The organism is Devosia sp. (assembly GCF_024707125.1).
Lineage (GTDB): Bacteria > Pseudomonadota > Alphaproteobacteria > Rhizobiales > Devosiaceae > Devosia.
The window spans coordinates 287550-313194 of the sequence record NZ_JANQAH010000007.1 but is presented as its reverse complement, the minus strand read 5'-3'; the positions used below and the strand labels follow the sequence as shown (position 1 = coordinate 313194).

The 25645-nt window shown below is 61.6% G+C and carries 30 protein-coding genes and 1 pseudogene; 22 read left to right on the top strand and 9 right to left on the bottom strand.

The features are described from left to right. Positions 1-39: 39 nt before the first annotated feature. The 3 genes from NVV77_RS06715 to NVV77_RS06705 form a co-directional block, all read right to left on the bottom strand. A complete protein-coding gene (locus NVV77_RS06715) occupies positions 40-888 on the bottom strand; it encodes a hypothetical protein (protein WP_295411697.1) in 849 nt (282 codons plus the stop codon). Between the two features lie 116 nt (positions 889-1004). After that, positions 1005-1502, bottom strand: a complete 498-nt coding sequence (gpt, locus tag NVV77_RS06710; RefSeq protein WP_295412264.1) for a xanthine phosphoribosyltransferase — start codon at positions 1500-1502, stop codon at positions 1005-1007. Positions 1503-1581: 79 nt separating this feature from the next. Further along, complete coding sequence (locus tag NVV77_RS06705; RefSeq protein ID WP_295411696.1) at positions 1582-2352, bottom strand: molybdopterin-binding protein; 771 nt, start codon at positions 2350-2352, stop codon at positions 1582-1584. 121 nt (positions 2353-2473) lie between these two features. Here NVV77_RS06705 and map point away from each other — a divergent pair, with 121 nt between their 5' ends. Then, on the top strand, positions 2474-3304 hold the full coding sequence (gene map / locus NVV77_RS06700) for a type I methionyl aminopeptidase (protein WP_295411695.1): 831 nt from the start codon (positions 2474-2476) through the stop codon (positions 3302-3304). A gap of 35 nt (positions 3305-3339) precedes the next feature. Beyond that, positions 3340-4032: a DNA repair protein RadC gene (gene radC, locus NVV77_RS06695; protein ID WP_295412262.1), complete on the top strand. Its 693-nt coding sequence runs from the start codon at positions 3340-3342 to the stop codon at positions 4030-4032. Here the strand turns inward: radC and NVV77_RS06690 are convergent. The 3 genes from NVV77_RS06690 to dgt all read right to left on the bottom strand — a co-directional run bounded on the left by NVV77_RS06690 (position 4024) and on the right by dgt (position 7943). Next, positions 4024-5280, bottom strand: a complete 1257-nt coding sequence (locus tag NVV77_RS06690) for a GNAT family N-acetyltransferase (RefSeq protein WP_295411694.1) — start codon at positions 5278-5280, stop codon at positions 4024-4026. The two genes, radC and NVV77_RS06690, sit on opposite strands and share 9 nt — an antisense overlap. Before the next feature lie 118 nt (positions 5281-5398). After that, positions 5399-6136 carry a cytochrome c biogenesis protein CcdA gene (locus tag NVV77_RS06685; RefSeq protein WP_295411693.1) on the bottom strand — a complete coding sequence of 246 codons (738 nt, stop codon included), beginning with the start codon at positions 6134-6136 and terminating at the stop codon, positions 5399-5401. 463 nt (positions 6137-6599) lie between these two features. Next, positions 6600-7943 (bottom strand): dGTP triphosphohydrolase, encoded by a 1344-nt coding sequence (dgt, locus tag NVV77_RS06680; RefSeq protein WP_295411692.1) that lies wholly within the window; start codon positions 7941-7943, stop codon positions 6600-6602. Positions 7944-8158: 215 nt separating this feature from the next. On the opposite strand from dgt, the gene rpe reads away from it, so the two are divergent. Genes rpe through NVV77_RS21905 form a run of 5 tightly spaced genes read left to right on the top strand, consistent with a single transcriptional unit; the run spans position 8159 to position 11163 of the window. Continuing rightward, positions 8159-8839 carry a ribulose-phosphate 3-epimerase gene (gene rpe / locus NVV77_RS06675; protein ID WP_295411691.1) on the top strand — a complete coding sequence of 227 codons (681 nt, stop codon included), beginning with the start codon at positions 8159-8161 and terminating at the stop codon, positions 8837-8839. A 30-nt stretch (positions 8840-8869) separates the two neighbouring features. Further along, positions 8870-10201, top strand: coding sequence for an adenylosuccinate lyase (purB, locus tag NVV77_RS06670; protein WP_295411690.1), 1332 nt, complete (start codon positions 8870-8872; stop codon positions 10199-10201). Further along, positions 10198-10749 (top strand): alpha/beta hydrolase, encoded by a 552-nt coding sequence (locus NVV77_RS06665; protein ID WP_295411689.1) that lies wholly within the window; start codon positions 10198-10200, stop codon positions 10747-10749. Before purB ends, NVV77_RS06665 begins: the two co-directional genes overlap by 4 nt. Further along, a complete protein-coding gene (locus tag NVV77_RS06660; RefSeq protein WP_367178598.1) occupies positions 10746-11045 on the top strand; it encodes a GNAT family N-acetyltransferase in 300 nt (99 codons plus the stop codon). Before NVV77_RS06665 ends, NVV77_RS06660 begins: the two co-directional genes overlap by 4 nt. Beyond that, positions 11035-11163 (top strand): hypothetical protein, encoded by a 129-nt coding sequence (locus tag NVV77_RS21905; protein ID WP_367178597.1) that lies wholly within the window; start codon positions 11035-11037, stop codon positions 11161-11163. Before NVV77_RS06660 ends, NVV77_RS21905 begins: the two co-directional genes overlap by 11 nt. Before the next feature lie 56 nt (positions 11164-11219). On the opposite strand, the gene NVV77_RS06655 is transcribed toward NVV77_RS21905, so the two are convergent. Further along, positions 11220-11543 (bottom strand): DUF1476 domain-containing protein, encoded by a 324-nt coding sequence (locus tag NVV77_RS06655; protein ID WP_295411688.1) that lies wholly within the window; start codon positions 11541-11543, stop codon positions 11220-11222. A gap of 230 nt (positions 11544-11773) precedes the next feature. Between NVV77_RS06655 and purC the strand changes: the two genes are divergently transcribed. From purC to grxD, 13 genes are all read left to right on the top strand, one after another. Beyond that, on the top strand, positions 11774-12538 hold the full coding sequence (gene purC, locus NVV77_RS06650) for a phosphoribosylaminoimidazolesuccinocarboxamide synthase (RefSeq protein ID WP_056307427.1): 765 nt from the start codon (positions 11774-11776) through the stop codon (positions 12536-12538). 17 nt (positions 12539-12555) lie between these two features. Continuing rightward, positions 12556-12798 carry a phosphoribosylformylglycinamidine synthase subunit PurS gene (purS, locus tag NVV77_RS06645; RefSeq protein ID WP_056307425.1) on the top strand — a complete coding sequence of 81 codons (243 nt, stop codon included), beginning with the start codon at positions 12556-12558 and terminating at the stop codon, positions 12796-12798. A 260-nt stretch (positions 12799-13058) separates the two neighbouring features. Further along, positions 13059-14126, top strand: a complete 1068-nt coding sequence (locus NVV77_RS06640; RefSeq protein ID WP_295411687.1) for an acyltransferase family protein — start codon at positions 13059-13061, stop codon at positions 14124-14126. A 202-nt stretch (positions 14127-14328) separates the two neighbouring features. Then, positions 14329-14997 (top strand): phosphoribosylformylglycinamidine synthase subunit PurQ, encoded by a 669-nt coding sequence (gene purQ, locus NVV77_RS06635; protein ID WP_295411686.1) that lies wholly within the window; start codon positions 14329-14331, stop codon positions 14995-14997. A 33-nt stretch (positions 14998-15030) separates the two neighbouring features. Further along, a complete protein-coding gene (locus NVV77_RS06630; protein WP_295411685.1) occupies positions 15031-15642 on the top strand; it encodes a DJ-1/PfpI family protein in 612 nt (203 codons plus the stop codon). Next, positions 15639-17864 carry a phosphoribosylformylglycinamidine synthase subunit PurL gene (gene purL / locus NVV77_RS06625; protein WP_295411684.1) on the top strand — a complete coding sequence of 742 codons (2226 nt, stop codon included), beginning with the start codon at positions 15639-15641 and terminating at the stop codon, positions 17862-17864. Before NVV77_RS06630 ends, purL begins: the two co-directional genes overlap by 4 nt. Positions 17865-17945: 81 nt before the next feature. Next, positions 17946-18539, top strand: coding sequence for a hypothetical protein (locus tag NVV77_RS06620; RefSeq protein WP_295411683.1), 594 nt, complete (start codon positions 17946-17948; stop codon positions 18537-18539). A gap of 88 nt (positions 18540-18627) precedes the next feature. Further along, a complete protein-coding gene (locus NVV77_RS06615; protein WP_035083355.1) occupies positions 18628-18861 on the top strand; it encodes a BolA/IbaG family iron-sulfur metabolism protein in 234 nt (77 codons plus the stop codon). A gap of 5 nt (positions 18862-18866) precedes the next feature. Next, positions 18867-19190 carry a DUF6665 family protein gene (locus NVV77_RS06610; RefSeq protein ID WP_295411682.1) on the top strand — a complete coding sequence of 108 codons (324 nt, stop codon included), beginning with the start codon at positions 18867-18869 and terminating at the stop codon, positions 19188-19190. Then, the gene (locus tag NVV77_RS06605; protein ID WP_295411681.1) at positions 19187-19588 is read left to right on the top strand and encodes an HIT family protein; all 402 of its coding nucleotides are present in this window, start codon (positions 19187-19189) and stop codon (positions 19586-19588) included. The genes NVV77_RS06610 and NVV77_RS06605 overlap by 4 nt, the downstream gene beginning before the upstream one ends. Next, complete coding sequence (locus NVV77_RS06600) at positions 19566-20207, top strand: HAD family hydrolase (RefSeq protein WP_295411680.1); 642 nt, start codon at positions 19566-19568, stop codon at positions 20205-20207. Before NVV77_RS06605 ends, NVV77_RS06600 begins: the two co-directional genes overlap by 23 nt. 20 nt (positions 20208-20227) lie before the next feature. Continuing rightward, complete coding sequence (locus tag NVV77_RS06595; RefSeq protein ID WP_295411679.1) at positions 20228-20767, top strand: hypothetical protein; 540 nt, start codon at positions 20228-20230, stop codon at positions 20765-20767. Between the two features lie 110 nt (positions 20768-20877). Further along, a complete protein-coding gene (gene grxD, locus NVV77_RS06590) occupies positions 20878-21213 on the top strand; it encodes a Grx4 family monothiol glutaredoxin (RefSeq protein ID WP_295411678.1) in 336 nt (111 codons plus the stop codon). Between the two features lie 33 nt (positions 21214-21246). Here grxD and NVV77_RS06585 read toward each other — a convergent pair whose 3' ends face one another. Continuing rightward, positions 21247-22218 carry a GNAT family N-acetyltransferase gene (locus tag NVV77_RS06585; protein WP_295411677.1) on the bottom strand — a complete coding sequence of 324 codons (972 nt, stop codon included), beginning with the start codon at positions 22216-22218 and terminating at the stop codon, positions 21247-21249. 129 nt (positions 22219-22347) lie between these two features. Between NVV77_RS06585 and NVV77_RS06580 the strand changes: the two genes are divergently transcribed. Both NVV77_RS06580 and NVV77_RS06575 read left to right on the top strand, forming a co-directional pair. Next, positions 22348-23565: an MFS transporter gene (locus NVV77_RS06580; protein WP_295411676.1), complete on the top strand. Its 1218-nt coding sequence runs from the start codon at positions 22348-22350 to the stop codon at positions 23563-23565. A gap of 122 nt (positions 23566-23687) precedes the next feature. Then, positions 23688-24943: pseudogene (locus tag NVV77_RS06575) on the top strand (multidrug effflux MFS transporter). Between the two features lie 41 nt (positions 24944-24984). Here the strand turns inward: NVV77_RS06575 and NVV77_RS06570 are convergent. Then, on the bottom strand, positions 24985-25614 hold the full coding sequence (locus tag NVV77_RS06570; RefSeq protein ID WP_295411675.1) for an ATP-dependent Clp protease proteolytic subunit: 630 nt from the start codon (positions 25612-25614) through the stop codon (positions 24985-24987). Positions 25615-25645: the final 31 nt, after the last annotated feature.

Here is a 25645-nt window from a genome sequence, read left to right as displayed (position 1 = left end):
TCCGTTCCAAGGAAGCACCCGCCGTTTCGGCGGGGAAGATTAGGACACACCTGTAGAGGTTCGTTCCGGAGCATGATCCGACCACTGCGCGGTGATCGACTTCACGAAATCCAGCACCATGCCGACCTTTATGACATAGAAACCCTCGCTCCCGCCTCTGACGACTACGCCGCCCAACATGGCTTCGAAGCCATCTGCGCCATGCATGAGGAGGAACGCGGTACCGCCACTCATTCCATCTGGATCGAACCTCAGAGGTTCGGTCGGCACCACGCGCGCTAAGGCTATATCGGCAGGCGCTTTTGGGTCGTGCTTACAGAGAACAAGGCGGCGTCCCACACCGATATGACGATTGCCGTCCTCGTCGATGTCATAATTCTGATCGGAATAGGGATAGCCGACCAGGAGGACACCAAGAACCTCGCCTACCGCCGGACGCGACTTGGGTAGGTTGAAGAACTTCGACTTGAGCTCAGGATTGTCCGCCACCGGATCGGTGAAGTCGAAGGCAACTAAGTCAAATGCGTCTGTGTCGGTTGAATTAGGGTAGTGCCTTTCGCCGCCTGAGCTGATCAGGTATTTGCCGCCCTCGGTCATCATGCTGACTTTGTCGCGTTCTTCCGTGCCGAGCTGGTGCTGCGTGCAAATCAAGAGTTCTCGGCCATTGAACCGGATGGCCGTGCCGCTTCCGCGAAGCATGACCGGAAACACCTCGCTTTCGACATGAAGAAAGACGTTATGGGTGTATCGCGAAAGCACACCTTCCAACTGGCGACCGGGCACCAGGACGCCGTTGAACTTCACGCTGAGCTGGGCCAACCCTTCAATAATCAGGTCGGACGGAATTTTGCGCTCCACGGCAGGCGGCCTGGAGGAAGCTATGGTCATTCGCGTCGGCCGGTCAATGCTATCTGACCTCCGCGCGCTATATGGCTCGTCCCGCCCCCGCTTTGATGCGGAGGCAGGTTCTCATGGCCGCTTGGGGCGGGGATAAGCGGGATAGATCAGTCGGTGCCGCCGGAGATGGGGGCGACGTAGGCGACGTCGAGGTCCCAGGGGAAGAAGATCCAGGTGTCCTGGCTGACTTCGGTAATAAAGGTATCGACGAGTTCGCGGCCCTTGGGCTTGGCGTAGACGGTGGCGAAGTGGGCGCCGGGGAGCATTTCGCGGACGACGCGGGCGGTGTTGCCGGTGTCGACGAGGTCATCGACGATGAGGATCTTGCCGCCGTTCTTGACGATGTCGAGGACGGGCTGGCTGATTTCCTTCAAAACCTTGATGCCGCTCTGGTTCTGGTGATCGTAGCTCTTCACCGCGACGGTTTCGACCGTGCGGATATTGAGTTCGCGCGCGACGATGGCGGCTGGCACGAGGCCACCGCGGGCAATGGCGACCACGGCGTCAAAAGTGCCCATGCCGGCGAGACGCCAGGCGAGCGCGCGGCTATCGCGGTGAAACTGGTCCCAGGTGACGGGAAACGACTTCTGGTTGGGATTGCTCAACGCATTGATCTCCGGAGGGGCGCGGGCGCCAAAAACGGGTTTGGGCACCGTCCTTATCAAAGGACGGGCCGGACGCCAATCATTCCCCGTCGGGAGGCGCGATTCCGGCCTTTGCATGGGCCGCAGCGACCATGGCGCGGACCTTTTCCCCAGCTTCGGCGAGCAAGGCCTCGTCCGAGGAGCGCAGGACCAGTTCGGTCATGACGCGATCCTTGCCCATCTGGGGATAGGAGCCCATCTTCACGTCGGGATATTCATTCTGCAGCGCGCCGAGCGGGCCGCCGAGCGTGCCTTCGCCAACGGCCGCTTTCACTGTGATGGACTGGACCTTCTTGCTGCCCTTGAGCGTGGGCGTCAGGGCTTCGAGCATGGCGCGCATGATGACCGGCACGCCGGCCATGACATGCACATTGCCGATGCGGAAGCCGGGGGCGGCGCTGACGGAATTGACGATCAGGTCGGCGCCTTCGGGAATGCGGGCCATGCGCAGGCGCGCTTCGTTGACCTCGGTGCCGGTTTCCTTCCAGCGCGCTTCGAGCATGGCGCGGGCCTGGGCGTTGATCGGCAAAGCCACGCCAAAGGCCTTGGCGATGGCGTCGGCGGTGATGTCGTCGTGGGTCGGGCCGATGCCGCCGGTGGTGAAGACGTAGGTGTAGCGCTGGCGCAGGGCGTTGACGGCCTCGACGATGGACTCTTCGACGTCGCTGACGACGCGCACTTCTGTCAGGTCGATTCCGAGATCCGTGCAGAAATCGGCGACGGCGCCGATATTGACGTCCTTGGTCCTTCCGGACAGGATTTCATCGCCGATCACCAAAAGGCCGGCTGTCACACGAGTTTGGGTCGACATGGATTGTTCCGGTTCTATGAAGAACGAGGAATGCCCCCGGCCTTGTCCGCCGTCAAGCTGGTGAAGCTCTTTCAATCGGACGAGCAACTGACTAGATTTGGGCATTCCCTTGGAGTCCTTGATGGTTACCTACGTCGACGCATCCGCCAAATCTCGCCGTACCCCCGGAGTTATCCCGCTGCATGGCGAGGATGGCTTTGCGGGCATGCGCAAGGCCGGGGCGCTGACGGCCCAGGCGCTCGATATTCTGACGGAGTATGTCGAACCCGGCGTGCCCACGGCCAAGCTCGACCAGATTGCCTATGAGTTCGCGCGCGACAATGGCGCGGTGCCGGCGACGCTGTTCTACAAGGGGTATCGGCACTCGGTCTGTACCTCGATCAATCATGTCGTCTGCCACGGTATTCCCGATGATCGGGGCCTGCGTGAGGGCGATATCGTCAATGTCGACCTGACACTGATTGTCGATGGCTGGTATGGCGACTCGAGCCGCATGTATCCGGTGGGCGAAATCTCGCGAAAGGCCGAGCGGCTGATCGAAGTGACCTATGCCGGGCTCGAAGCGGGGCTGGCGGCGGCGAAGCCCGGCAATACAACCGGCGATATCGGCGCGGCTATTCAGGCTGTGGCTGAGGGCGAGCGCATGAGCGTCGTCCGCGATTTCGTGGGCCATGGCGTCGGCCGCCTGTTCCACGACGAGCCGAACATCCTGCATTTCGGGACGCCGGGTACGGGTGTGCCGCTGAAGCCGGGAATGATCTTCACCATCGAGCCCATGATCAATCTGGGCAAGCCGCATGTGAAAATTCTGTCGGATGGCTGGACGGCGGTGACGCGCGACCGGACCTTGTCGGCGCAGTGCGAGCACTCGATCGGCATTACTGAAACCGGCCACGAGATTTTCACGCTCTCGCCCGGCGGCCTTTTCAATCCACTCGCAACGCGGAAGTAGTCTTGAGCGACAAGCCCGAGAGCGGACCCAATGGCATGGCGGAAGCGCCGATAAAGCCGCACTATCTTGGGCACCGCGAGCGGGCGCGTGAACGCTTCAATACCGTGGGCGGCAATGCGCTGGCCGATTACGAACTTCTCGAGCTTCTGCTTCACATGATCTTGCCGCAGCGGGACACCAAGGCGCTGGCCAAGGACCTGTTGGCGCGGTTTGGGTCCGTCTCGGAAGTACTTGGGGCGTCCCCTGCCCGGCTGGCTGAGGTCAAGGGACTGGGCGAGACTTCTATTACCCACCTCAAGGTGGTGCAGGCCGTGGCGCAGCGCTTTGGGCGTGATCAGATCGATGTCGAAAAGCCGATCCTGTCGTCGTGGTCCGAGCTTATCGACTACTGCCGTAGCGCCATGGCCTATGAGAGCGTCGAGCAGTTTCGCATTCTGTTTCTCGACAAGAAGAACCGGCTGATTGCCGACGAAGTGCAGCAGGTCGGCACGGTGGATCATACGCCGGTCTATCCGCGCGAGGTGATCCGGCGGACGCTGGAACTGTCGGCTTCAGCGCTGATCCTCGTGCATAACCATCCATCGGGCGATCCGTCGCCTTCGGCGGCGGATGTGCGAATGACCCGGGAAATCGCGGAGATTTCCAAGCAGATGGGGATTACGCTCCACGACCACATCATCATCGGACGCGCCGGGCACGCTTCGATGCGGGGGCTGAAACTAATCTGATGGCTGCTGCTGTTGCTGGCGGCCAAAAAGCTTGTCGGTGAACTGGCGGAAGTGGCGCAGCGCTGATTTCACGCGCGGGCTGGCTTTGGCCTGGGCGCGGAGCTTCTGGAACTGCTGGTGGAAGCCGACTGACAGCCGGCCTTTCACGGTAAGGCCGATATAGTGCTGGCGGAGCGGCGTCTGCACATTGCACCAGTGGCGCTTTTCGTCGGTAAAGCCGGAGCCCATGTCGAACATGGCAAAGCCGGAATCGAACACGGTCTGCATGACGCGCAGCAGGCATTGCTTGCCCGGCGAACCCGCCTGAATGGCCGGATCGTCGCTCATCGAGGAGATCAGGCAGAACATGCGATTGCCGTGGACGACATTGTAGCGCACGGCAACGATCTCGCCATTGAGGCGGAGGACGTGGAGGCGGATGTCGAGGCCGGAGCCGGGCTGCATGGCCTTGTGGTAGAAATCGATGAGATTGTCGCAGACAAAGGTGTCGCGGATGCCCTGCGCGTGGAAACGCGCCGAGCGCTGACGGAACATGATGTCGATGGCAGCTTTGCCGGCCACCGGATCGGTAACCAGCTCGAAACCGGTTTCACCGAGGGCAGCGAGACGGTCGCCCTGCTGCCGGTCGTGCTTGCGGCGGCTGCGGCTGCGCTGGAGCTTGTCGCAGTCTTCCCAGGAAGAAAATTCCGAGCGGTAGAGGGTGTCTACTTCCAGGGGCGAACCGAGTTCATCGATAAGACCACCAAAACCAGTGATTTCGCCCGGAATAGCGCGAAGATAGACCGCATCGGCGTCGTTCAGTTGGCCGATAATGGTTTGCCAGAGCTGCGCACGGCCTTCTGGGCCGAGAAGTGCCAGCTTGCGGTAGTCTGAGATCGGGGCGTAGCAGCCGACCTGCGAACGCGGGAACCAGGTGTAGACGGTGATGCCCATCTGGCGGCGACGATGCAGCGGCAGGAGGGCGACCGGCTCGCCGTCTACTTCCCCGACAACGAAGCACTGATCCTCGGGCGCAATGCCGCGATCGGCGATCCAGAGGCGGATGAAGTCAAAGCTCTGTCCGGGGGATTCGACGCCATCGGCCGTGAGGGAGCGCCAGACGGCTTCGACCTCGCCGATGTCATGCGTGCGGCGGGCCGTCATGGCAGAGCCAAGACGCGCCGAAGTGCCGGCCTGAAGACCGGCCGCTTCGCCGTTTTCAGCGAGCGCGCGCAACAATGGCTGGTTTCCCACGTCGGCCGTGTCCATCTTCCCCGTCCAAATGACGCCGCCAGTCTTGGCGCATTGGAGTAAATCGGGGCTGAAGATCACGCAGAAATTGTTCTCAGACCTGCGGAAAGTTTTCGACGGTTAATGAAACCCTGCCTCAGCCGAAGTTTGCCAGCACAGGGAAGGTTTCGAGGAACCAGTAGGAAATGCGGGTGAAGTTACCGGTGAGGAACAGGATGCCGGTGACCACCAACAGGCCGCCCATGACCTTCTCCACCGTGTGGAGATGGCGCTTGAACGACTGGAAGAAGGTGAGGAAGGGGCCGATGGCGATGCCGGCGAGGAAGAACGGAATGCCGAGGCCCAGCGAATAGAGGCCGAGCAGCGACGCGCCCTCCCAGGCGGTTTCGCGGCTGGCGGCAACGGACAGAATGGCCGCAAGCACCGGGCCGATGCAGGGCGTCCAGCCGATGGCGAAGGCAAGGCCGAGGAGAAAGCCGCCGAGCGGACCCGAGGCGACGCCGGGACCATTGTGGCGCATCTGCCGGTCGAGAAAGCCGATGCGATAGACCCCGAGGAAATGCAGGCCCATGGCGATGATGACGACGCCGGCAACCGGCGTCATGATCGGCAGGAGCTGGCGGAAAACCTGGCCGAAGGCGGTCGCCGTGGCGCCGAGCGCTATGAAGACGACCGAAAAGCCAAGGATGAAGAAGAGCGAGGTGATGGCGACCTTGAAGGTCAGCTTGCCCGCGCCGGTATCGGCCTCGGCCCGCAATTGGTCGAAACTGGCACCGCTCATATAGGTGAGATAGGGCGGCACAAGCGGCAGCACGCAAGGGCTGAGAAAGCTCAGGATGCCCGCACCAATGATCAAAGGCAGAGAGAATTCCACGGCGACGCTCCAAAGTCCGGCATCTGTGTAGCGCGGCGGCGGCATAAAGCAATTGGCCTTCCCGTCGCATCGCACGGAAGTGAGCGACGGTTGGCCGTCGGAATCAGATAGGGCATGACAGCTCGATTCGATGGGCATAGGCTCACCCTGTCGCTGTCCTTGCCGTGGCTTCAGCGACGACAGTCAAATGCCCTGCAAGAGGTTCAAGCTGCTGCCACAAAACCGAAGGTGACCGCAGTGAGTTCATTTTCAGTTTTGACGATCAGTTGCCCGCATTGCGGCCATACCAATTCAATTACGACCGACAGCCTGCCCTTGGGCACCGTCCTCGGCTGCTCGCACTGCCGACGGGAAGTCGCCCAGTGGCAGGGGGAAACAACAGGATTTCAGCCTGTGCCTTTGCCGGACCGGAGCGCGCCGGACAGAGTACCGCGCTATGTGTCCGAAGCGGCGACGCTCTAAGCTAATGCCCTGACAGCATTTTGGAGATGCGCAGGGCATAGCGATCGGTCATGCCTGACGTGTAGTCTGCCAGGGAGTGCAAGGCCTGGGCGGGCGTCGCCAGGTTGCGCAGGTCGAGATCGAGGGCACGCACCAGTTGCTGCGAACGCGATCCCAAGCGTTCGGCGTTCCAACCCGCCACGGCGAGATCTTCAAAGACCGGCAGAATGCCGGACATGACATTATAGATGATCCGACGGCCGGAGATTTCGAGTTCGGTTTTGCGGCGGGCGGTAAAGATGTGGTCGGAGGACAGTTTGCGCATGTTCTCGAAGATCGGCGCCATTTCGCAGACTTCCGTAAGCGCGCCGGAGAATGTGCCCGCGAGAATTTCCTGGTGGTGAGCCTTGAATGCCTCCACGCAGCTCTCGATGGCCTCGCCGATGGCCATGGCTCGCAGCATGGCCACATGCTCGGCCTGGCTTCTGTCGCCAGCGCTCGCATCACGCGGCTTGGCGGCTGTCACCAATATGTCGACGACCTCCTTGTAGGAGAGTTCGCCGGTGGTGAAGGCATCCTCGATATCGACGATATTGTAGCAAATGTCGTCTGCGGCCTCGACGACGAAGACCAGCGGGTGCCGGCGCCACCATTTTTGGTCGCCGACATGCTCCTCGGGCAGCCCGAGGGTGGTTGCGACATCTGCGAATAGCGACTCCTCGCTGCTGAAAACGCCAAATTTCTTGAGGCCGACATAGCTGGCGTCGCCCTGGGCCTTGACCGCGGCTCGGGTCCTGGCGGTCACGGGATACTTCATGAACGCGCCGAGGGTCGCCTTGGAGAGGCGCATGCCGCCATCGTTGCGGCGCATTTCGAGGCGCGTGAGGATGCGAAAACCCTGGGCATTGCCTTCAAAGGCGGTGAATTCAGGACGAAGATCCGCTTCGACGTCACCGGCAAGGCCCCTGCCCGCGGCAAACTGCTCAGCGAACCAGGCGCCCATGGCGTCTTCGCCGGAATGGCCGAACGGTGGATTGCCGATGTCATGCGCAACGCTGGCGGCCTGGACGATATTGGCGAGGTTGTGTTCCTCGCCGGGCTTGAGGAACTGCTGCTCGACCAGCCAATGCCCGATACGCATGGCAAGGGATCGGCCGACACTGCTGACCTCGATGGAGTGGATCAGGCGATGGTGGACATGGTCGTGCTCGTAGAGCGGCTGAACCTGCGTCTTGTTGGCGAGGCGCCGGAAGGGTGCGGAGAAGATGATGCGATCATGATCCTGCACGAAAATCGACCGGCTGGCCTGGGATGAGGGCTTCTTGTCTCCGAGACGGTCCTCGGAAATCAGGCGGTTCCATTCCATGGCAGGTCCTCACGCAGACGGGCAGCTATGGATATGAACCGCCAGGGACGCTGGAGTCCTGCCGAAGCTCGGTCTTTTCAACAGCTATGCACCCATGCGGATGTGGAACCGCCGCTGCCACCAAAGGCTAGATAGAGTCCGCTTGCCCAAGCGCGCCTGCCGCCCTATAGCCAGACCGATTGCCTGAAAACGCTCTGTCGCTGAGGTGCCTCCTGATGTCGGCCCGTCCTCTTCGCATCGCTCCTTCGATCCTCTCCGCGGACTTTTCGCGGCTGGGAGACGAAGTGGCAGCCATCGTCGCCGGCGGCGCGGACTATATCCATATCGACGTGATGGACGGGCATTTCGTCCCCAATATCAGCTTTGGCGCGCCGATCATGAAGTCGATCCGTGGTGTCACCGACAAGGTGTTCGACTGCCACCTGATGATCGCGCCGACGGACGCCTATCTGGCTGATTTTGCCAAGGGCGGCGCGGATATCATCACCGTGCATGCTGAAGCCGGACCACACCTTCATCGGTCGCTGCAGGCCATTCGCGGGCTCGGCAAGAAGGCCGGCGTAGCGCTCAATCCGGCGACACCGGTTTCGACGATCCAGCACGTGATCGACAATGTCGACCTGGTGCTGATCATGAGCGTCAATCCCGGCTTTGGCGGCCAGAGCTTTATTCCTGAGTCGATCAACAAGATCAGGCAAGCCAAGGCACTGATCGGCGGGCGCGATATCGATCTCGAGGTCGATGGCGGCGTGAGCGCCGAGAATGCGCGCGAGATCGTCGATGCCGGGGCCAATGTGCTCGTGGCCGGTTCCGCTGTTTATGGCGGCAATGATCCCAAAACCTATGCCGGCCGCATTGCGGCCATTCGTGATGCGGCGACCGGCCGTATCGCCTGACTCCACTTTTGAACTGCCGAGGCTAAGCCCATGATTCCGCGCTATTCCCGTCCCGAAATGGTTGCCAACTGGTCGGCAGAGACCCGTTTTGCCATCTGGTTCGAGATCGAGGCCCACGCCACGAGCAAGCTGGCGGAACTGGGCGTCGTGCCCAAGGAGAGTGCCGACAAGATCTGGGACGTGATGAACGCCCGCAAGGCCGAGATGGGCGACTATGGCTTTGACGTGGAGCGCATCGACGAGATCGAACGCACCACCAAGCACGACGTTATCGCCTTCCTGACGCACCTCTCGGAAATCGTTGGGCCCGATGCGCGCTTCGTGCACCAGGGCATGACCTCGTCGGATATTCTGGACACGACGCTGTCGGTGCAGATGAAGCGGGCCGCTGACATTCTGCTCGCCGATATCGACGCTTTGCTTGCCGCGCTCAAGCGCCGGGCCATGGAGCACAAGAACACCATCACTATCGGCCGCAGCCACGGCATCCACGCCGAGCCGACGACTTTTGGCGTGAAGCTGGCGGAGGCCTATGCGGAATTTACCCGCAACCGCGCGCGCCTTGTGGCGGCTCGCGACGAGATCGCGACGGCAGCGATTTCGGGCGCCATCGGCACCTTTGCCAATATCGATCCGCAGGTCGAAGAGTATGTGGCCGAGAAGCTCGGGCTTTCCGTCGAGCCGGTGTCGACGCAGGTGATCCCGCGCGATCGCCACGCCATGTTCTTCGCGACGCTGGGCGTGATCGCTTCGTCGATCGAGCGCGTCGCCGTGGAAATCCGCCACCTGCAGCGCACCGAAGTGCTGGAAGCCGAAGAGTATTTCTCGCCGGGCCAGAAGGGCTCGTCGGCAATGCCGCACAAGCGTAACCCGGTGCTTACCGAAAACCTCACTGGTCTTGCCCGCCTCGTGCGCGGCATGGTGGTCCCGGCGCTGGAAAACGTGGCGCTCTGGCATGAGCGCGATATCTCGCACTCGTCGGTCGAGCGCATGATCGGGCCGGATGCCACGGTAACGCTCGACTTTGCTTTGGCGCGCCTCACCAGCGTGATCGACAAGCTGGTCGTCTATCCCGAAAACATGCGCAAGAATCTGGACCTGCTTGGCGGCCTCCACAATTCGCAGCGCGTGCTGCTGGCGCTGACCCAGGCCGGCTACAGCCGCGAGGATTCCTATGCCGCCGTGCAGCGCAATGCCATGAAGGTTTGGGAGCACCGGGGCGACCGCACCGGGCTTTTCGCCCAGAACCTCAAGTCCGATCCCGATGTGACGCTGAGCGATGCGCAGATCGACGACATGTTCGACGACGGCTACCACCTCAAGCATGTCGACACGATTTTCGCCCGAGTTTTCGGCGCATGAGGATTGCTGATACCGACATCCTGATCCTGCCGGGTCTGGGCAATTCCGGCCCGGGCCACTGGCAGGTGCGCTGGGCTGAAAAGATGTCGACGGCCGCCATTGTCGAGCAAGCCGACTGGGATGAGCCCGACCCGGAAGACTGGATCGACACCATCATCCAGGCTGTCAAACTGGCTAAGCGGCCCGTTGTTCTGGTTGCCCATTCTCTCGCCTGCATCGCGCTGGTGCAGGCCGCGTCGCGCTTCCCGGAAGGGGTCGTGAAGGGCGCTTTGCTGGTTTCCCCGCCCGACGTCGAGCTTAATCCGGACGTGCCGGAAGAGGCGAAATGCTTCGGGCCAGTGTCGCGCGATCCCCTGCCCTTCCCGTCGCTGCTGGTGATTTCCTCGACTGACCCGTTCTGCTCTCTGGAGCGGGCCGCTGACTATGCGGCGGCCTGGGGTTCGGATTTCCATCAGGCGGGCGACGCCGGGCATATCAATGTCTATTCGGGCCATGGCCCGTGGCCGGAAGGCCTGATGATGTTTACGCGGTTGATGCAACGCCTATGACTGACGCCTATTCCCTTGCGGCCGAAATACCTTCCGTCGATGACTATCTGCGACTGCGCGTCGTCGCGGGTTTGAGCCCCAAGACGCGCGAGGGCGCCAGCATTGGCCTGCCCAATAGCTGGTTCGGCGTCACGCTGAAGTTCGAGGGCAAAGCCATCGGCATGGGCCGTGTCATCGGCGATGGCGGGACGGCGTTCCAGATCGTCGACATCGCCGTGGAGCCAGCCCATCAGGGTAAGGGGTTGGGCAAGCGCATCATGGCCGCGTTGATGGACAGGCTGAACAGTGCGGCCTGAGGGCGCCTATGTCAGCCTCATCGCCGACGGCGACGCGCGGCATCTCTATGCCAAATACGGCTTCGAGCCGGTCATGCCTGCCTCGATCGGCATGGCGACACGCGTCAAACCCGCCTGAAAACAAAAAGGGAGCCGACAAAGCCGGCTCCCTCCGAATCTCTTCTGTCGGCCAGATCAGCCTTCCGCGGCGATCTGCTCGTTAGCGACGGTCACCAGGGTCGCCATCTTCTGACGAATCACATCGTCGCCGATGGAAATGCCCTTGGCCTTGAGGTCGCTCGAAACCTTGCGGAACACGTCCTCGTCGCCGGCTTCCTCGAAATCGGCAGCCACAACTTCAGCGGCATAGGCCTTGGCTTCGTCGCCCGAAAGGCTCATCAACTCTGCCGCCCAGATGCCGAGCAGCTTGTTGCGCCGTGCCTCGGCCTTGAATTTCTTTTCAGAATCGAAAGCAAACTTGGCTTCCTGGCCCTTCTGACGCTCGTCGAACCCGCTCATGGTCTCTCCCATATGGCTTTGCCTGCCGGTCGCCCGGCCGTTCTCCACCGACATAGGCGGTTGGAACACGCAAATCAACGGAAAGCCGCGGGGATGCGACCTTGTGTGGCGGTTACCACAGTCTGCCGCGGCGCCAATTGGGCCGACACGAAAGAGCTTGCAATTCCGTGCCATTCTGGCGCATGAAGCGCGCCTAAACGGTGCACTTTTTCACGGCAGCGGAAACCCCCATGAATCGTCGACGCAAAATCTATGAGGGCAAGGGCAAGATCCTTTTTGAGGGTCCAGAACCGGGCACTCTGGTCCAGTATTTCAAGGACGACACCACGGCCGGAGACGGCGCTCGTCTTGAGATCATCGACGGCAAGGGCGTGCTGAACAACCGAATCTCCGAATTCGTGTTCACCAAGCTCAACACCATGGGCATCCCGACCCACTTCCTGCGCCGCATCAACATGCGCGAGCAGCTGATCAAGGAAGTCGAGATCATCCCGCTCGAAGTGGTCGTGCGCAATTACGCCGCCGGCTCGCTCTGCAAGCGCCTGGGTCTCGAAGCGGGCACGCAGCTGCCGCGCTCGATCATCGAATTCTACTACAAGGACGATGCGCTCAAGGATCCGATGGTTTCCGAAGAGCACATCACCGCCTTCGGCTGGGCCACCCCGGCCGAGCTCGACGACATCATGAGCCTTGCCATCCGCGTCAACGACTTCCTGACCGGGCTGTTCATGGGCGTCGGCATCCAGCTCATCGACTTCAAGATCGAATGCGGCCGCCTCTATGAGGGCGACCTGATGCGCATCGTGCTGGCTGACGAAATCAGCCCGGACAATTGCCGCCTGTGGGACATCAAGACCCGCAACAAGATGGACAAAGATCGCTTCCGCGAAAACCTCGGCGGTCTCGTCGAAAGCTATCGCGAAGTGGCCCAGCGCCTCGGCATCCTCGTTGAAAACGACAATGCGCTGACCACCGGTCCGCGTCTCGTTCAGTAGCTTTTCGGGAAGACACCATGAAAGCGCGCGTTACCGTCACGCTCAAGGCTGGCGTTCTCGATCCCCAGGGCCAGGCCATTGAAGGCTCCCTGGCCTCCCTCGGCTTTGGCGGCGTCAAGGGCGTCCGCCAGGGCAAGGTTTTTGATCTCGTTCTCGACGGCACCGATGTGGAAGCCGCACGGACGCAGTTGACCGGCATGTGCGAGAAGCTGCTCGCCAATACCGTGATCGAAAACTACCAGATCGAAATCTCTAATTAACGCTTAATTGCGATAACAGATTACGCGCCGCAGATGGCGCAGGACCGTATGCACATGCGTAAGACCCAGATTGCTCTCTCAGTAATGTTTTTCGCCTCGATCGGCCTGCTTTTCGCAGCTTACGCCTCGGTTCCCGTCTGACGGACGGCCTTAGGGCATTTCTTACCAAGCCAACAATTGTCTAGAAGCTGACTGCTGGCCTTAACCGGCTGGTGTCGAGCGTTTGCTATCGTGCGCCGAAATCGCATGGGAGCGCGACAATGGCCGTGGGCAAGCAAAGACTTGATTGGGTTGATATGGCCAAGGGCCTGTCGATCTTTCTCGTCGTCATCATGTATTGTGCATCGAGCGTGGGTGAGGATACCGGCCAGACCGGTTTCCTGCACTGGACCATCGCCTTTGCCATGCCCTTCCGCATGCCCGAATTCTTCCTGATTTCGGGGCTGTTCCTAAGCCAGGTCATCGACCGGCCATGGCGCGCCTATGCCGATCGCCGGATCGTCCACTACTTCTATTTCTACGCGCTCTGGGCGGTGATCCACATCGTCTTCAAGGTGGCGCTTATCGGCCGCGACCCTGTGGGGGCACTGAGCTATCTCGCCTGGGCCGTAGTCGAGCCCTATGGCGTGCTGTGGTTCATCTACATGCTCGGCATCTTCGGGTTCACGAGCAAGCTGCTGCATCAGTTCAAGGTGCCACATTGGGCCGCACTGATAGTTGGTGCGGTGTTGCAGATGGCCGCGGTTCATACCGGCAGCTACCTCATTGACCAGTTCTGCGCCTATTTCGTCTATTTCTACGCCGGCTATGTATTTGCGCCGCAGATATTCCGGATCGCGGATTGGTCGGCCAGCCATGTCGGCGCGGCGCTTGGCGTGCTTGCGGCATGGGCCGTCGTAAATGCCGTTCTCGTCTTCACACCGGGCTTCCGGCTCGATCCCGTGCATATCCAGATGGGTTGGGGCGCCCTGCCCGGCGTTCACCTTCTAGCCGCGCTGGCCGGCTCAGTGGCGATCTGCATTGCTTCGGCGCTTCTGGTTCGCCTGCCTTGGATGAATTGGCTGCGCTGGATGGGCACCAAATCGCTGGTCGTCTACGTGGCGTTCGTCCTCCCCATGGGCATTGCGCGCACCCTGCTGCTTGCCGTGGGCATCGAGGAGCCCAACCTCGTGAGCCTCATCATCATGGTCGTCGCGATTGGCTCGCCGCTCGTGTTGTGGTGGATCACGGAAAAGGTTGGTTTCGGCAAGTTCCTGTTCGAGCGTCCGGCCTGGGCGCATCTGCCGGGTTCGCAATCGGCCAGGCCCGTGGCCGCGCCCGCCGAATAGGAGCCATTCGCTGACAAAGCACAAAATCCCCGCGAAAGCGGGGATTTTGCTTTGGGCACATGCAGATGCGCGGGGGCAGACTGTGCAGCCCGCGATGCAGCGCTGTCACAAAGTCATGGGGAATCCCCCAGCCCCCTTGCCTTTTCGAGCAAGACTGATCACAAGGGCCTCGCATCAGTTCAGACACAGCAAGGATCGCCCGATGAAGGCCGCCGTCATCGTGTTTCCCGGACTCAATCGCGACCGCGACATGATCGCGGCGCTGACCAAGATCGGGGGCGTGGCGCCTGCCGAGGTCTGGCACCAGGACGCCGACATTCCTGATGTCGACCTGATCGTCATCCCGGGTGGTTTTTCCTACGGTGACTATCTGCGCTGCGGCGCCATCGCTGCCCGCTCTCCCATGATGGACAAAATCCGCGAACGTGCCGCCAAGGGCGTGAAGGTTCTGGGTGTCTGCAATGGCTTTCAGATCCTGATCGAGGCGGGCCTGCTGCCGGGCGCCCTGATGCGCAACACCTCGCTGAAATTCGTCTGCCGCGAAGTGAAGCTCGAAGTCACCAATACCGACAACGTCTTCACCAATGGCTACACCAAGGGCCAGATCATCCGCTGCCCGGTGGCCCATCACGACGGCAACTACTTTGCCGATGCCGAAACTCTGGCAGCGCTCGAGGGCGATGGGCGCGTAGCCTTCCGCTATGCCGAGGGCACCAATCCCAACGGCTCGATCAACAATATTGCCGGCATTCTCAACGCGGAAAAGAACGTGCTCGGCCTGATGCCCCACCCGGAGAACCTCATCGAGGCTGCACATGGCGGCATTGATGGGCGCGCGCTCTTTGCGGCGCTTCTCGACAAGGCGGCCTGAGGCCAACGGCCTCAATCGCAGTGGGAGAGCAGCATGGTTGATGCAAACAATCCACTCAATGTCGGCATCGTCGTTTTTCCCGACGTCGAGGAACTGGACTTCGTTGGCCCTTGGGAAGTCTTCACCATGGCCGCGCAGCTCGGCGCACCTCTCAAAGCCTTCACGCTCGCATGGCCGGAAAAGGCGCTGCGCTGCGCCAAGGGCCTGCGCATCGAAGCCGACTACGACTTTTCCGATGCCCCACATGCCGATCTGGTGATTGTGCCGGGTGGCAAGGGCACGCGTACCGTCATCATGGATGACGCGTTCATCGATACTCTGCGCGACTACCTGGCGGCCGCAAAGTGGCAGGCGTCCGTCTGCACCGGCGCAGCCCTGCTGGGCCAGACCGGCTTCCTTGATGGCAAGCGGGCGACGACCAACCACGCCGCCATGGACTGGGTCCGCAGCATGGCCGTCAAAGCCTACTTCACTGCTGACGAGCGCTATGTCCGCCATGGCAGCGTCGTCACCAGCGGCGGTGTTTCCGCCGGCATCGATATGTCGCTGTGGTTTGTCGGCCATCTCTTCGGCCACGATCTTGCCCATGAGACGCAGCGCGCCATGGAATATTACCCCGAGCCCCCCTACGGAACGACCCGATGACCCTTCGTAACGACATCGAAATCACCCCGCAGCTGGTCGCCGACCACGGGCTCAAGGCGGATGAATATCAGAAGATTCTCGACCTGATCGGTCGCGAGCCGACCTATACCGAGCTCGGCATTTTCTCGGCCATGTGGAACGAGCACTGTTCCTACAAGAGCTCGAAGAAGTGGCTGCGCACGCTGCCGACCCAGGGGCCGCGCGTGATCCAGGGGCCGGGCGAAAACGCCGGTGTCGTCGATATTGGCGATGGTCAGGCGGTCGTCTTCAAGATGGAATCGCACAACCACCCGAGCTTCATCGAGCCTTATCAGGGCGCGGCGACCGGCGTGGGCGGTATTCTGCGCGACGTTTTCACCATGGGCGCCCGCCCGGTGGCAGCGATGAACGCGCTCCGCTTTGGCGCACCTGAGCACGAAAAGACGCGGCACCTGGTGCACGGCGTCGTGGCCGGCGTTGGCGGCTATGGTAACTCCTTCGGTGTGCCGACCGTGGCTGGCGAAGTCGAGTTCGACGCGCGCTATAACGGCAACAACCTCGTCAACGCGTTTGCTGCCGGCCTCGCCGACACCGACAAGATTTTCTACTCCAAGGCCGAAGGCGTCGGCCTGCCGGTCGTCTACCTTGGCGCCAAGACCGGACGCGATGGCGTCGGCGGCGCGACGATGGCTTCGGCTGAGTTCGGCGACGACATCGAGGAAAAGCGCCCGACCGTGCAGGTTGGCGACCCCTTCACCGAAAAGCGCCTGCTTGAAGCCTGCCTTGAGCTGATGGCCACGGGCGCCGTCATCGCGATTCAGGACATGGGCGCAGCTGGCCTCACCTGCTCGGCCGTCGAAATGGGCGCCAAGGGCGACCTCGGTATCGAGCTGAACCTCGACAAGGTGCCGGTGCGCGAAGAGCACATGACGGCCTACGAGATGATGCTCTCCGAATCCCAGGAGCGCATGCTCATGGTGCTGCATCCGGAAAAAGAGCCGGAGGCCCGCGCTGTGTTCGAAAAGTGGGAACTCGACTTTGCCACCGTCGGCAAGACCACCGACGACCTGCGTTTCCGTGTACTCTGGCAGGGCGAGGAAGTCGCCAATCTGCCGATCAAGGAACTCGGCGACGAGGCTCCGGAATATGACCGTCCTTGGGTCGAGCCAAAGATTCCGGCAGCGCTCGCAGCCAATGACGTGCCGCAGATGGACGTTGCCGATGCGCTTCTCAAGCTTATTGGCGGCCACCAGTGCTCGTCGCGCCGCTGGGTCTATGAGCAATACGACACGATGATTCAGGGCAACAGCATTCAGCGTCCCGGCGGCGATGCTGGCGTGATCCGCGTGCTCGGCCATGACAGCAAGGGCCTAGCCTTCACCTCGGACGTCAATCCGCGCTACTGCGAAGCCAACCCCTATGAGGGCGGCAAGCAGGCCGTGGCCGAATGCTGGCGTAACCTCACCGCTACCGGTGCAGAGCCGCTGGCAGCGACCGACAACCTCAACTTCGGCAATCCCGAACGCCCGGAAATCATGGGCCAGCTGGTGAAGGCCGTGGGTGGCATTGGCGATGCCTGCCGTGCGCTCGATTTCCCGATCGTCTCGGGCAATGTCTCGCTCTACAACGAAACCAATGGCCGCGGCATTCTGCCGACGCCGACCATTGGCGGCGTTGGCCTCTTGCCCGATTGGCAGAAGAGCGTCCGCATCGGCTTCACTGCTGCCAACCAGCCGATCCTGCTCATCGGCGGTCCGGCCCTGCGCGGAACGCATCTCGGTCAGTCGATCTATCTGCGCGATCTCTTCGATCGCCGCGATGGCGATGCGCCGCATGTGGACCTTGCTGCCGAACGCAAGACTGGCGACTTCGTCCGCAAGCTGATCCGTTCGGGCGTGGTTACCGCTTGCCACGATCTGTCCGATGGCGGCTTGGGCGTCGCACTGGCGGAAATGGCGATTTCCGGCGGCATCGGCGCGACCGTGGTCGATGTCGAAGGCCACGATCCGCTGCTGCAGTATTTCGGTGAAGACCAGGGCCGCTATCTCGTGACGCTCAATCTCGATCCGCAGGGCGAGGAGATTGTTGCGCTCTGGGAAGAGGCCAAGTCGCTTGGCATCGAGGCGCCGTGGATCGGCACGACCGGCGGCACGGACCTCGTTCTGGGCAAGGCCAAGCCGGTTTCAGTGGCCGCGCTGACATCGGCCCACGAAGACTGGTTCCCCAACTATATGTCGGCTTGATTAGCACTTAGCCGGCGCCTGCCATATGATCGCCGCTCTTTGGTACGCCAAAGGGCGGCGTAGTATTTTCTGGAGCGTCTGATGAGATCGAAGCGTTTTCTGGCGATCGTCGTGGGTTTGGGCGCAGCGGCCATGCCGGTTGCAGCGCTTGGTCAGAGCGTCAACGTCACGCGCTCCATCTTTGCCGACCAGCCCTATACGCTGATCTATCCCGAAGCGATGATCGCCGCTGGCGGTGCCGGCGAGCCCCTGACGATCAACCATCCCGACGCGCCGCTGCAATGCGATCTCAGCGTTGTGCCGGTGGAGGACGGGGACTGGACGGCCGATTCGGCGCTTTCGAGCCTCGACACCACCGCCGTGGCCACCGCGTGGTCCGAAACGTTCCCCGGCTTTGTCCTGGGCAATACCGGCACCACACAATATCAGGACGCGACGGCTCTCATTTACGAAGGCACGAGCGAAAGCTCGCCCATGAACGTCCCCGTGACGCTGGTGCACACAGAAACGGTCGCCTCGGGCCGCGGCTATGCGCTCGACTGCATCTACGCCACCTCGGTTGCCGAGCAGATTCGCCCGGTCGTCGATTTCATCGTGGCCAATTTCGCTACGCGCTCCGACGCGGAATGCTGCATCGGCGCCACCGCCGAAACGGAGCCGGCCCCGGCGCAATAGCACCGGCCCGATATTGAAGCTGCCGCACTCGCGTGCCATATCAAGGACATGCGCCGGAAACGGCAGAAACGAGCACGGGAGACTGCACATGCCAATGGACGCCACCGAGATCGAGCGCCGCATCAAGGCTGCCCTGCCCGATGCCGAAATCGAAATTCGCGACCTTGCCGGTGACGGCGATCACTGGGCAGCCTCCGTGATTTCCGAGAGCTTTCGAGGCAAGACCCGCGTGCAGCAGCACAAGATGGTCTATGACAGCCTGCAGGGCGACATGGGCGGTGCACTGCATGCATTGGCTCTCCAAACCAGCATCCCCGAATAAGCTGAATGTCGGGCCTGCGCGAGTCGCTCGACCTGATCCGCACGGTTCGGCCCGAGGCCGGCACTGCGGCAATTGATCATGAAATCGCGGCCGAGCGGGCCAGCTCGCTCGGCGCGGCAGAAGCCAGAGTCATCAAGGCGCTGAAGGCGCTGGCCGAAGCATCGGCCAATCGAGAGGCCGTCCTCGACGATGCTCGCGACGCCGTGTGGTCCTATTTCGTGCAACGCGAACTGGTCGGTTTCCGCCGGCATGCGGACGTCATTCAAGCACTCGCCATTCCCGGCGACGTTCTCGTCGGGCTCGGAGCCAGGCCGGCGCGGCGGCCATGACGGAACCGGGTTGCAGGTTCTGCCGGGCCAATGGCCTCTTGTCCGATAGCGCTGTGCTCGAAACGCAGTATTTTTATGTCCTCGCCAGCCGCGATCCCGCCTTGCAGCGCGCCGGCATGATCGTGCCTCACCGCCACAGCGAAAACCCCTTCGAGATGACGCCGGAAGAATGGGCCGATTTCGGCCCGGCGCTCGCGGCCGCTCGTGAGCATTTCTCGAGCCATCAGCCCGATGGCTACACTTTGGGCTGGAATGTCGGTGCGGTTGGCGGGCAGAACGTGTTCCACACGCATCTTCACATCATCCCGCGCTTTGCGGGCGAAGCGCTCGAGGGCAAGGGCATCCGATATGCGTTCAAGCAGCAGGGGGCAAAGCATGACGCGCGCGGTGATCTTTGATGTCGATGGTGTGCTTGTCCACGGCTATCACGCCCGCCCCGACCTGCACGAAACCTTCGATGACAAGCTCCGCAGCCTCGGCATCAACGCGGACCGCTTTCAGCGAGAATTCATCCACGACATCTTCATGAAGCGCGTGCTGATTGGCGAGGTCCCCATGGTGGAAGCACTCGACCGGCGCTTGCGGGCCTTTGGATACAAGGGTTCGACGATGGCAGTGCTCGATCTCTGGATGAGCCACGACTGCTTTCCGAACTCGACCATGATCGAGACCGTCCAGAAGCTGAAGGGGCATCCGGAAATCAGGCTCTATCTGGCCACCAATCAGGACCACAGCCGCGCGCAGTTTCTTTGGCAGTCCCTGGGTCTCAAGGACATTTTTGAGGACATGTTCTACTCGGCCCGATTTGGCCGGACCAAAGCGCATAAGAAATTCTACGAGATGGCAGAGGAACGCATGCCGTCCTCCGAACTGCCGCCCCTGTTCTTCGACGACACACCAAAAGTCGTTGACGCAGCACGCAAGCATGGCTGGGAGGCAGTTTTGTTCGATACAGTCGCAGACTGTGCCAACCACCCCTGGATTGCCGCGCGGCTCAAGACGACCGCGCCGGCCTGAACCAGCCCTTGGAGTTGACGATGATCCGCCTGGCCCTTGCCGCCGCTGCATTTGCTGCGTTCGCCGTGCCCACATTTGCCCAGGAAGCCCTGTGCTTCCAGAACGGGAATTTCCTCGTCATCGCCCAGGAGCGCTCCGAGGACGTCGGCATGAACATCCTTGCCCGCGCTCCGGCCCGCGGCAAGATCAAGTGCGAATATGCCGAGCGTGAGGGCGATTTCCTCGTCAATCCGGACGGAGAACCGCTCTGGTATCAGGGCCTTGCCAGCAACTATCTGGTGCTGACCCGCTCGACCGGGCCTGACGGCGATATCGTCATCTATGACCTTGCCAACCAGAGCCTTTTCATCGACGAACCGGCCGATGACGAAGTGACAGTGGCCGACGACACCGTGACTTTCTGGCAGCGCACCAAGGCGGGAACGGCCAAGAACTGCCCCGAATTTGGCGAATACACTGCGAACGGCCTTGGGGCGATCATTGCCGAAGAGCGAGTGCTTGATGTCGCCTCCGGCGAAGTGACGGCAACCGGCGAAAAGCGCTGCACCGCGACACAATGACAAACATCGCCATCCGCCGATGGCCGATCTCGACAGCGCCACAGTCCTGTCCTATTTAATGACTGAGTTCCGCCGGGCCTTGACCCCGGTTTACTGAAAGGCTCCTCCCCATGACCGATATCAACGCCTTTATCGATGAGAAGGTGAAGAACAACGACGTGTTCCTTTTCATGAAGGGCACGCCCGATTTTCCGCAGTGCGGCTTCTCCGGCCAGGTCGTTCAGATCCTGAACTACCTCGGCATCGACTATGACAGCGCCAACGTGCTTGAAAGCGCCGAACTGCGCGATGGCATCAAGGCCTATTCCAACTGGCCGACCATTCCGCAGCTCTATGTAAAGGGCGAATTCATCGGCGGCGCCGACATCACCCGCGAAATGTTCCAGTCGGGCGAATTGCAGACGCACCTGCAGCAGGCTGGCATCGCAGTCAAGCAGAGCGCCTGATCGCTCGCTTGTCGAGAATTTGAAGGCCCTGCCCTAGCCCGGCGGGGCCTTTTGCTTTTCGAGGCGGGCGACAGCAGCAAGCATCCGCGGATGCTTCACAAGATCAGCCAGTGCCCAGTTGTGCACCAGCCAGGACGGGCTGCCGTGCCAGCGGTCGTCAACAAGGCGATCAATGGCGTCGAGCGCAAGGTCCGTCTCGCCCGCGCAGGCAAGCGCACAGGCAGCGTGAAATCCGAGCCAGACGATCTCATCCCGTCCGGCGAGGAAGTGCCGGGCGAGACTTAGCCACTCCCCGGTTGTCAGATCGCCGCAGTTTTCGGCCGGCAGCGAAGCGCTGAAGGCTGTGGTGGAAATGGGCTCCCCGGCGCCCACGCTACGGGCAAGGGCGATAGAACCGCGGTTGGAGGCGTGGCAATGCCAACCCATGTGACAGACGCCAGCAGCGCTGGCCGCCAGAAGGGTCGCCCTAAGCGCGTGGCTGGCAAGTCCCCGACGGCGATGATCTGCGTGTGTCCAAACACCGATCTCGGCCCGGTTGCCCAGAACGAAATCAGGCAGGCAGCGAGAGACTTCCTGTTCGCCAAAGAAGACGCGGTGGCCGAAGTTGGCCGCCTCCCGGACGATCCGGTAACCCGCTGGCAAAGCCTGCGGCGGCGAGACATCAAGTGGCAACGAGAACACTAGCCGAGGATGCCGAAGCAAATAGGCATTAGGCAGCGCAGAAGGTACTGGCTCGGTGCCGGTGATGTGGAGATAGACCCAATCGTCGAGGTGATCCGCCATTGCCTGAGCGGCATCAGGAGACAGCTCAGCATCGGCAAGCAGATAGGTGCCCTCTGGCCCATCGAGCACCGCAAGCGTGGGTTGCTCCACATCATCGACGTGTATCGCCCCTTCGGCCATCCCTTCGATGACGGCGGCAATGCTGAGGTGGATTTCACCGGCCGCCGCCGAGAGGGTTCTTAGTCGCCTGTAGTTCTTGGGGTGAAGCTCAACAAGGTGCATGCGTTTTGTTCCCACCGCCACCGGACAGGGTCAAGTCATCACGGGAACTGATGGAGGTCATTCGAGAATATCGCTTTGCGTGATGACGACCCGGGCGTACTAAAAGACTCTATCGTCCGGATGATCCCCATGAATACTTCCGCCCTTCGCCCCGCAGTACCGCTGCTCGTGCTGATCATCGCCGGCTGCATCGTGGCAGCCATCGGCAATGGCGTTCGCACCAGTTTTGGCCTCTTTACCCTGCCAATGACAGGCGATCTCGGGCTGACGCGCGAGAGCTGGGGCATGGCCATGGCAATCCAGAATCTGGCCTGGGGCATCGCCCAGCCCTTTGCCGGCGCCTATGCCGACCGCGTCGGCACGGGGCGCACCATCGCCATCGGCGCGGCAATCTACGCCATCGGCGTTCTTGGCATGGCGTTTTCCCCCAATGCCGGCTGGCTCACCCTGACGGCGGGCATCATCACCGGCGTCGGCATTGCCATCTGTTCATTCTCGGTGGTCATGGCCGCCTTTGGCCGGTCCGTGCCGATGGAAAAGCGCTCGCTGATATTTGGCGTCGCCACGGCAGCCTCGTCCTTCGGACAGTTCGCTTTCGCGCCCGTCAGCCAGGGTTTCATCAATGCATTCGGCTGGCAATCCGCCCTCATCTATCTCGCAATGGCGTTGCTGCTCGTCATTCCGCTGAGCTACGCCTTGCGCGGGCGCACCGAAAACCCGGTCGGCCATGCCGACTTGCCTTTCATGCAGGCGCTTGCCAGGGCCTGGGGCCATGGTTCGTACCGCCTGCTTGTCATCGGTTTCTTCGTTTGCGGCTTTCACCTCGCCTTCATCAACGTCCACATGCCCGCGTATCTCGTGCAATGCGGACTCTCGCCTGAAGTCGGCAGCTGGACGATCGCCGTCATCGGTCTTTTCAATATCGTTGGCTCGCTGCTCGCCGGCTATCTGGGCGGCAAATGGCCCAAGCAGCTGCTTCTGGCGTCCATCTATTTCCTGCGCGCCGTGGCGATCGGCCTCTTCCTGCTCATCCCTGTGAGCGAAGTCACCGCCTATGCCTTTGCGGCGGCCATGGGGCTTCTCTGGCTTTCAACCGTGCCGCTGACCGCGGGCCTCGTAACCCTGTTCTTCGGCGCCCGTTATATGGGCCTGCTCTATGGCGTGGCTTTCTTCAGCCACCAGCTCGGCTCCTTTGTCGGCGTATGGCTTGGCGGCTTCGCATTTGACGTGACCGGCTCCTATGCCCTGGTCTGGTATCTCGGCATCGTTCTGGGTCTTGCGTCCGCGGCGCTGCATATCCCGATCAACGAACGCAGCGTGCCGAGCTTTGCCCTCAAGCCCGCCTGAGGACAAATTTCCAATTATCGTCATTTGACGATATAGACTTGCCAATGCGGCCGGACAGGTTCATGGTCCGGCCGTAATTCTGCCGCCCCTCCCCCTGGGCGCCCCTATTCTGAGCAATAATCATGTCCGACCATTTCACTCGGGTGCTTTCGCGCCCCGAATTCATTGCCCTTATGGCCGCGCTGATGGCGCTCAATGCCCTTGCCATCGACGTCATGCTGCCGGCCCTGCCCTATATGGGCGAGGCACTGGGTGTCGCCAACGAGAACGAACGCCAGTTCGTCGTCTCCTCCTACATGCTGGGCATGGGCATTGCCGTGCTCGCTTTCGGCCCGCTGTCTGATCGCTTCGGCCGCCGCGCCCCGCTGCTCGTCGGCATGGGCATCTACATCGTTGCCGCGATCGCTGCGATTTTCGCGCCGACCTTCGGCGCCCTGCTGCTGCTGCGCTTCATCCAGGGCATGGGCGCGGCCAGCGTGCGCGTGATCACCATGTCCGTGGTGCGCGACCGGTATTCCGGCCGGGAAATGGCCGAAGTCATGTCGCTGACCTTCATGGTGTTCATGGCCATTCCGATCATCGCGCCCGGTGTTGGCCAGATCCTGCTGCTGACGGGCCCTGGCAGACGATCTTCATCTTCATGGGTGTACTCGCCGCCGCCTTCTGGCTCTGGACCTACAAACGCCTGCCGGAAACGCTGGCTCTGGACAAGCGTCGCCCGCTGACCTTGTCGGGCATCGCGACGAGCTTCAAGATCGTCTTCACCAACCGCCCGGCGATTTCCTACGGCCTGGCCGGCATGTTCCTGTTCGGGGCGCTGTTTGGCTTCATCAGCTCAAGCCAGCAGATCTATGTCGACATCTACGGGCTCGGCGTCTACTTCCCGGTCGCCTTTGCTGCCATGGCTGGCCTGATGGCGGTGTCGTCCTTCACCAATTCGCGCATCGTCCGGCGCCTCGGGATGCGTCGCCTGTCCCATGGCGCCATGCTGTCCTTCACCGTTTTCAGCGGTATCTGGCTGGCTCTGGCGCTTGCGGGTTTCATGCCTCTTTGGCTGTTCTTCCCGCTGCTTGCCGTCATCATGTTCAGCTTCGGCTGGGCCTCGTCGAACATGAATTCGCTGTCCATGGAGCCGCTGGGCGCCGTGGCGGGCACGGCATCCTCGGTCTTCGGTTTCATCCAGACCGTGGGCGGCGCGTTGATCGGCGGCTATACCGGCCAACACTTTGACGGCACCACAGTGCCGGCGGCAACGGGCTATTTCGCCATGGGCGTGCTGGCGCTGATCTGCATTCTCATTGCCGAGAAGGGCAAGCTCTTTGGCGTCGGCGAGCAATACGCCCATGCCAAGGGCGAACCCGCGATGGAAGCCCACTAAGCGACAAGCCACCCGGTTTAGCCGGGTGGCTTTTTTCTTGGCTAGTTTGCCGGCTCGGCGCTCGGCAGCGCCAGCTGGCTGCGGTCGGAATAGACGTGATCCACAAGGCCCCAGGCCTTGGCATCTTCCGGGGCCATATAGCGATCGCGCTCCAGTGCGGCTTCCACCTCCTCATAGGTTCGTCCGCTATGCTTGGCGTAGATGTTGTTGGTCAGCCGCTTGAGCCTCATGCTCTCCTCGGCATGGATCATGATGTCAGTAACCTTGCCCTGATAGCCGCCTGAGGGCTGGTGCATCATGATCGACGTATTCGGCAGGCTGGCGCGCTGGCCAGCTTCGCCCGCGGCGAGAATGAGCGTCGCTGCTGAGGCGGCCATGCCCATGCAGAGCGTGCCGACCGGAGCCCTGATGAACTGCATCGTGTCGTACATGGAGAGCGCCGCCGTCACGACGCCGCCGGGCGAGTTGATATACATGTAGATCGGCTTGGTCGGCGCTTCGGCCTCGAGGAAAAGCAGCTGGGCACAGACCAGCGAGGCCATATTGTCCTCGACCTCGCCATTCACAAAAATGATCCGCTCGCGCAGCAGCCGCGAGTAAATGTCAAAAGCCCGTTCGCCGCGGCTCGATTGTTCCACGACCATAGGGACGAGTTGCATCATGTCGCGCATAGGCGACCTCCGTTCAGTTGGAGATTTGAAA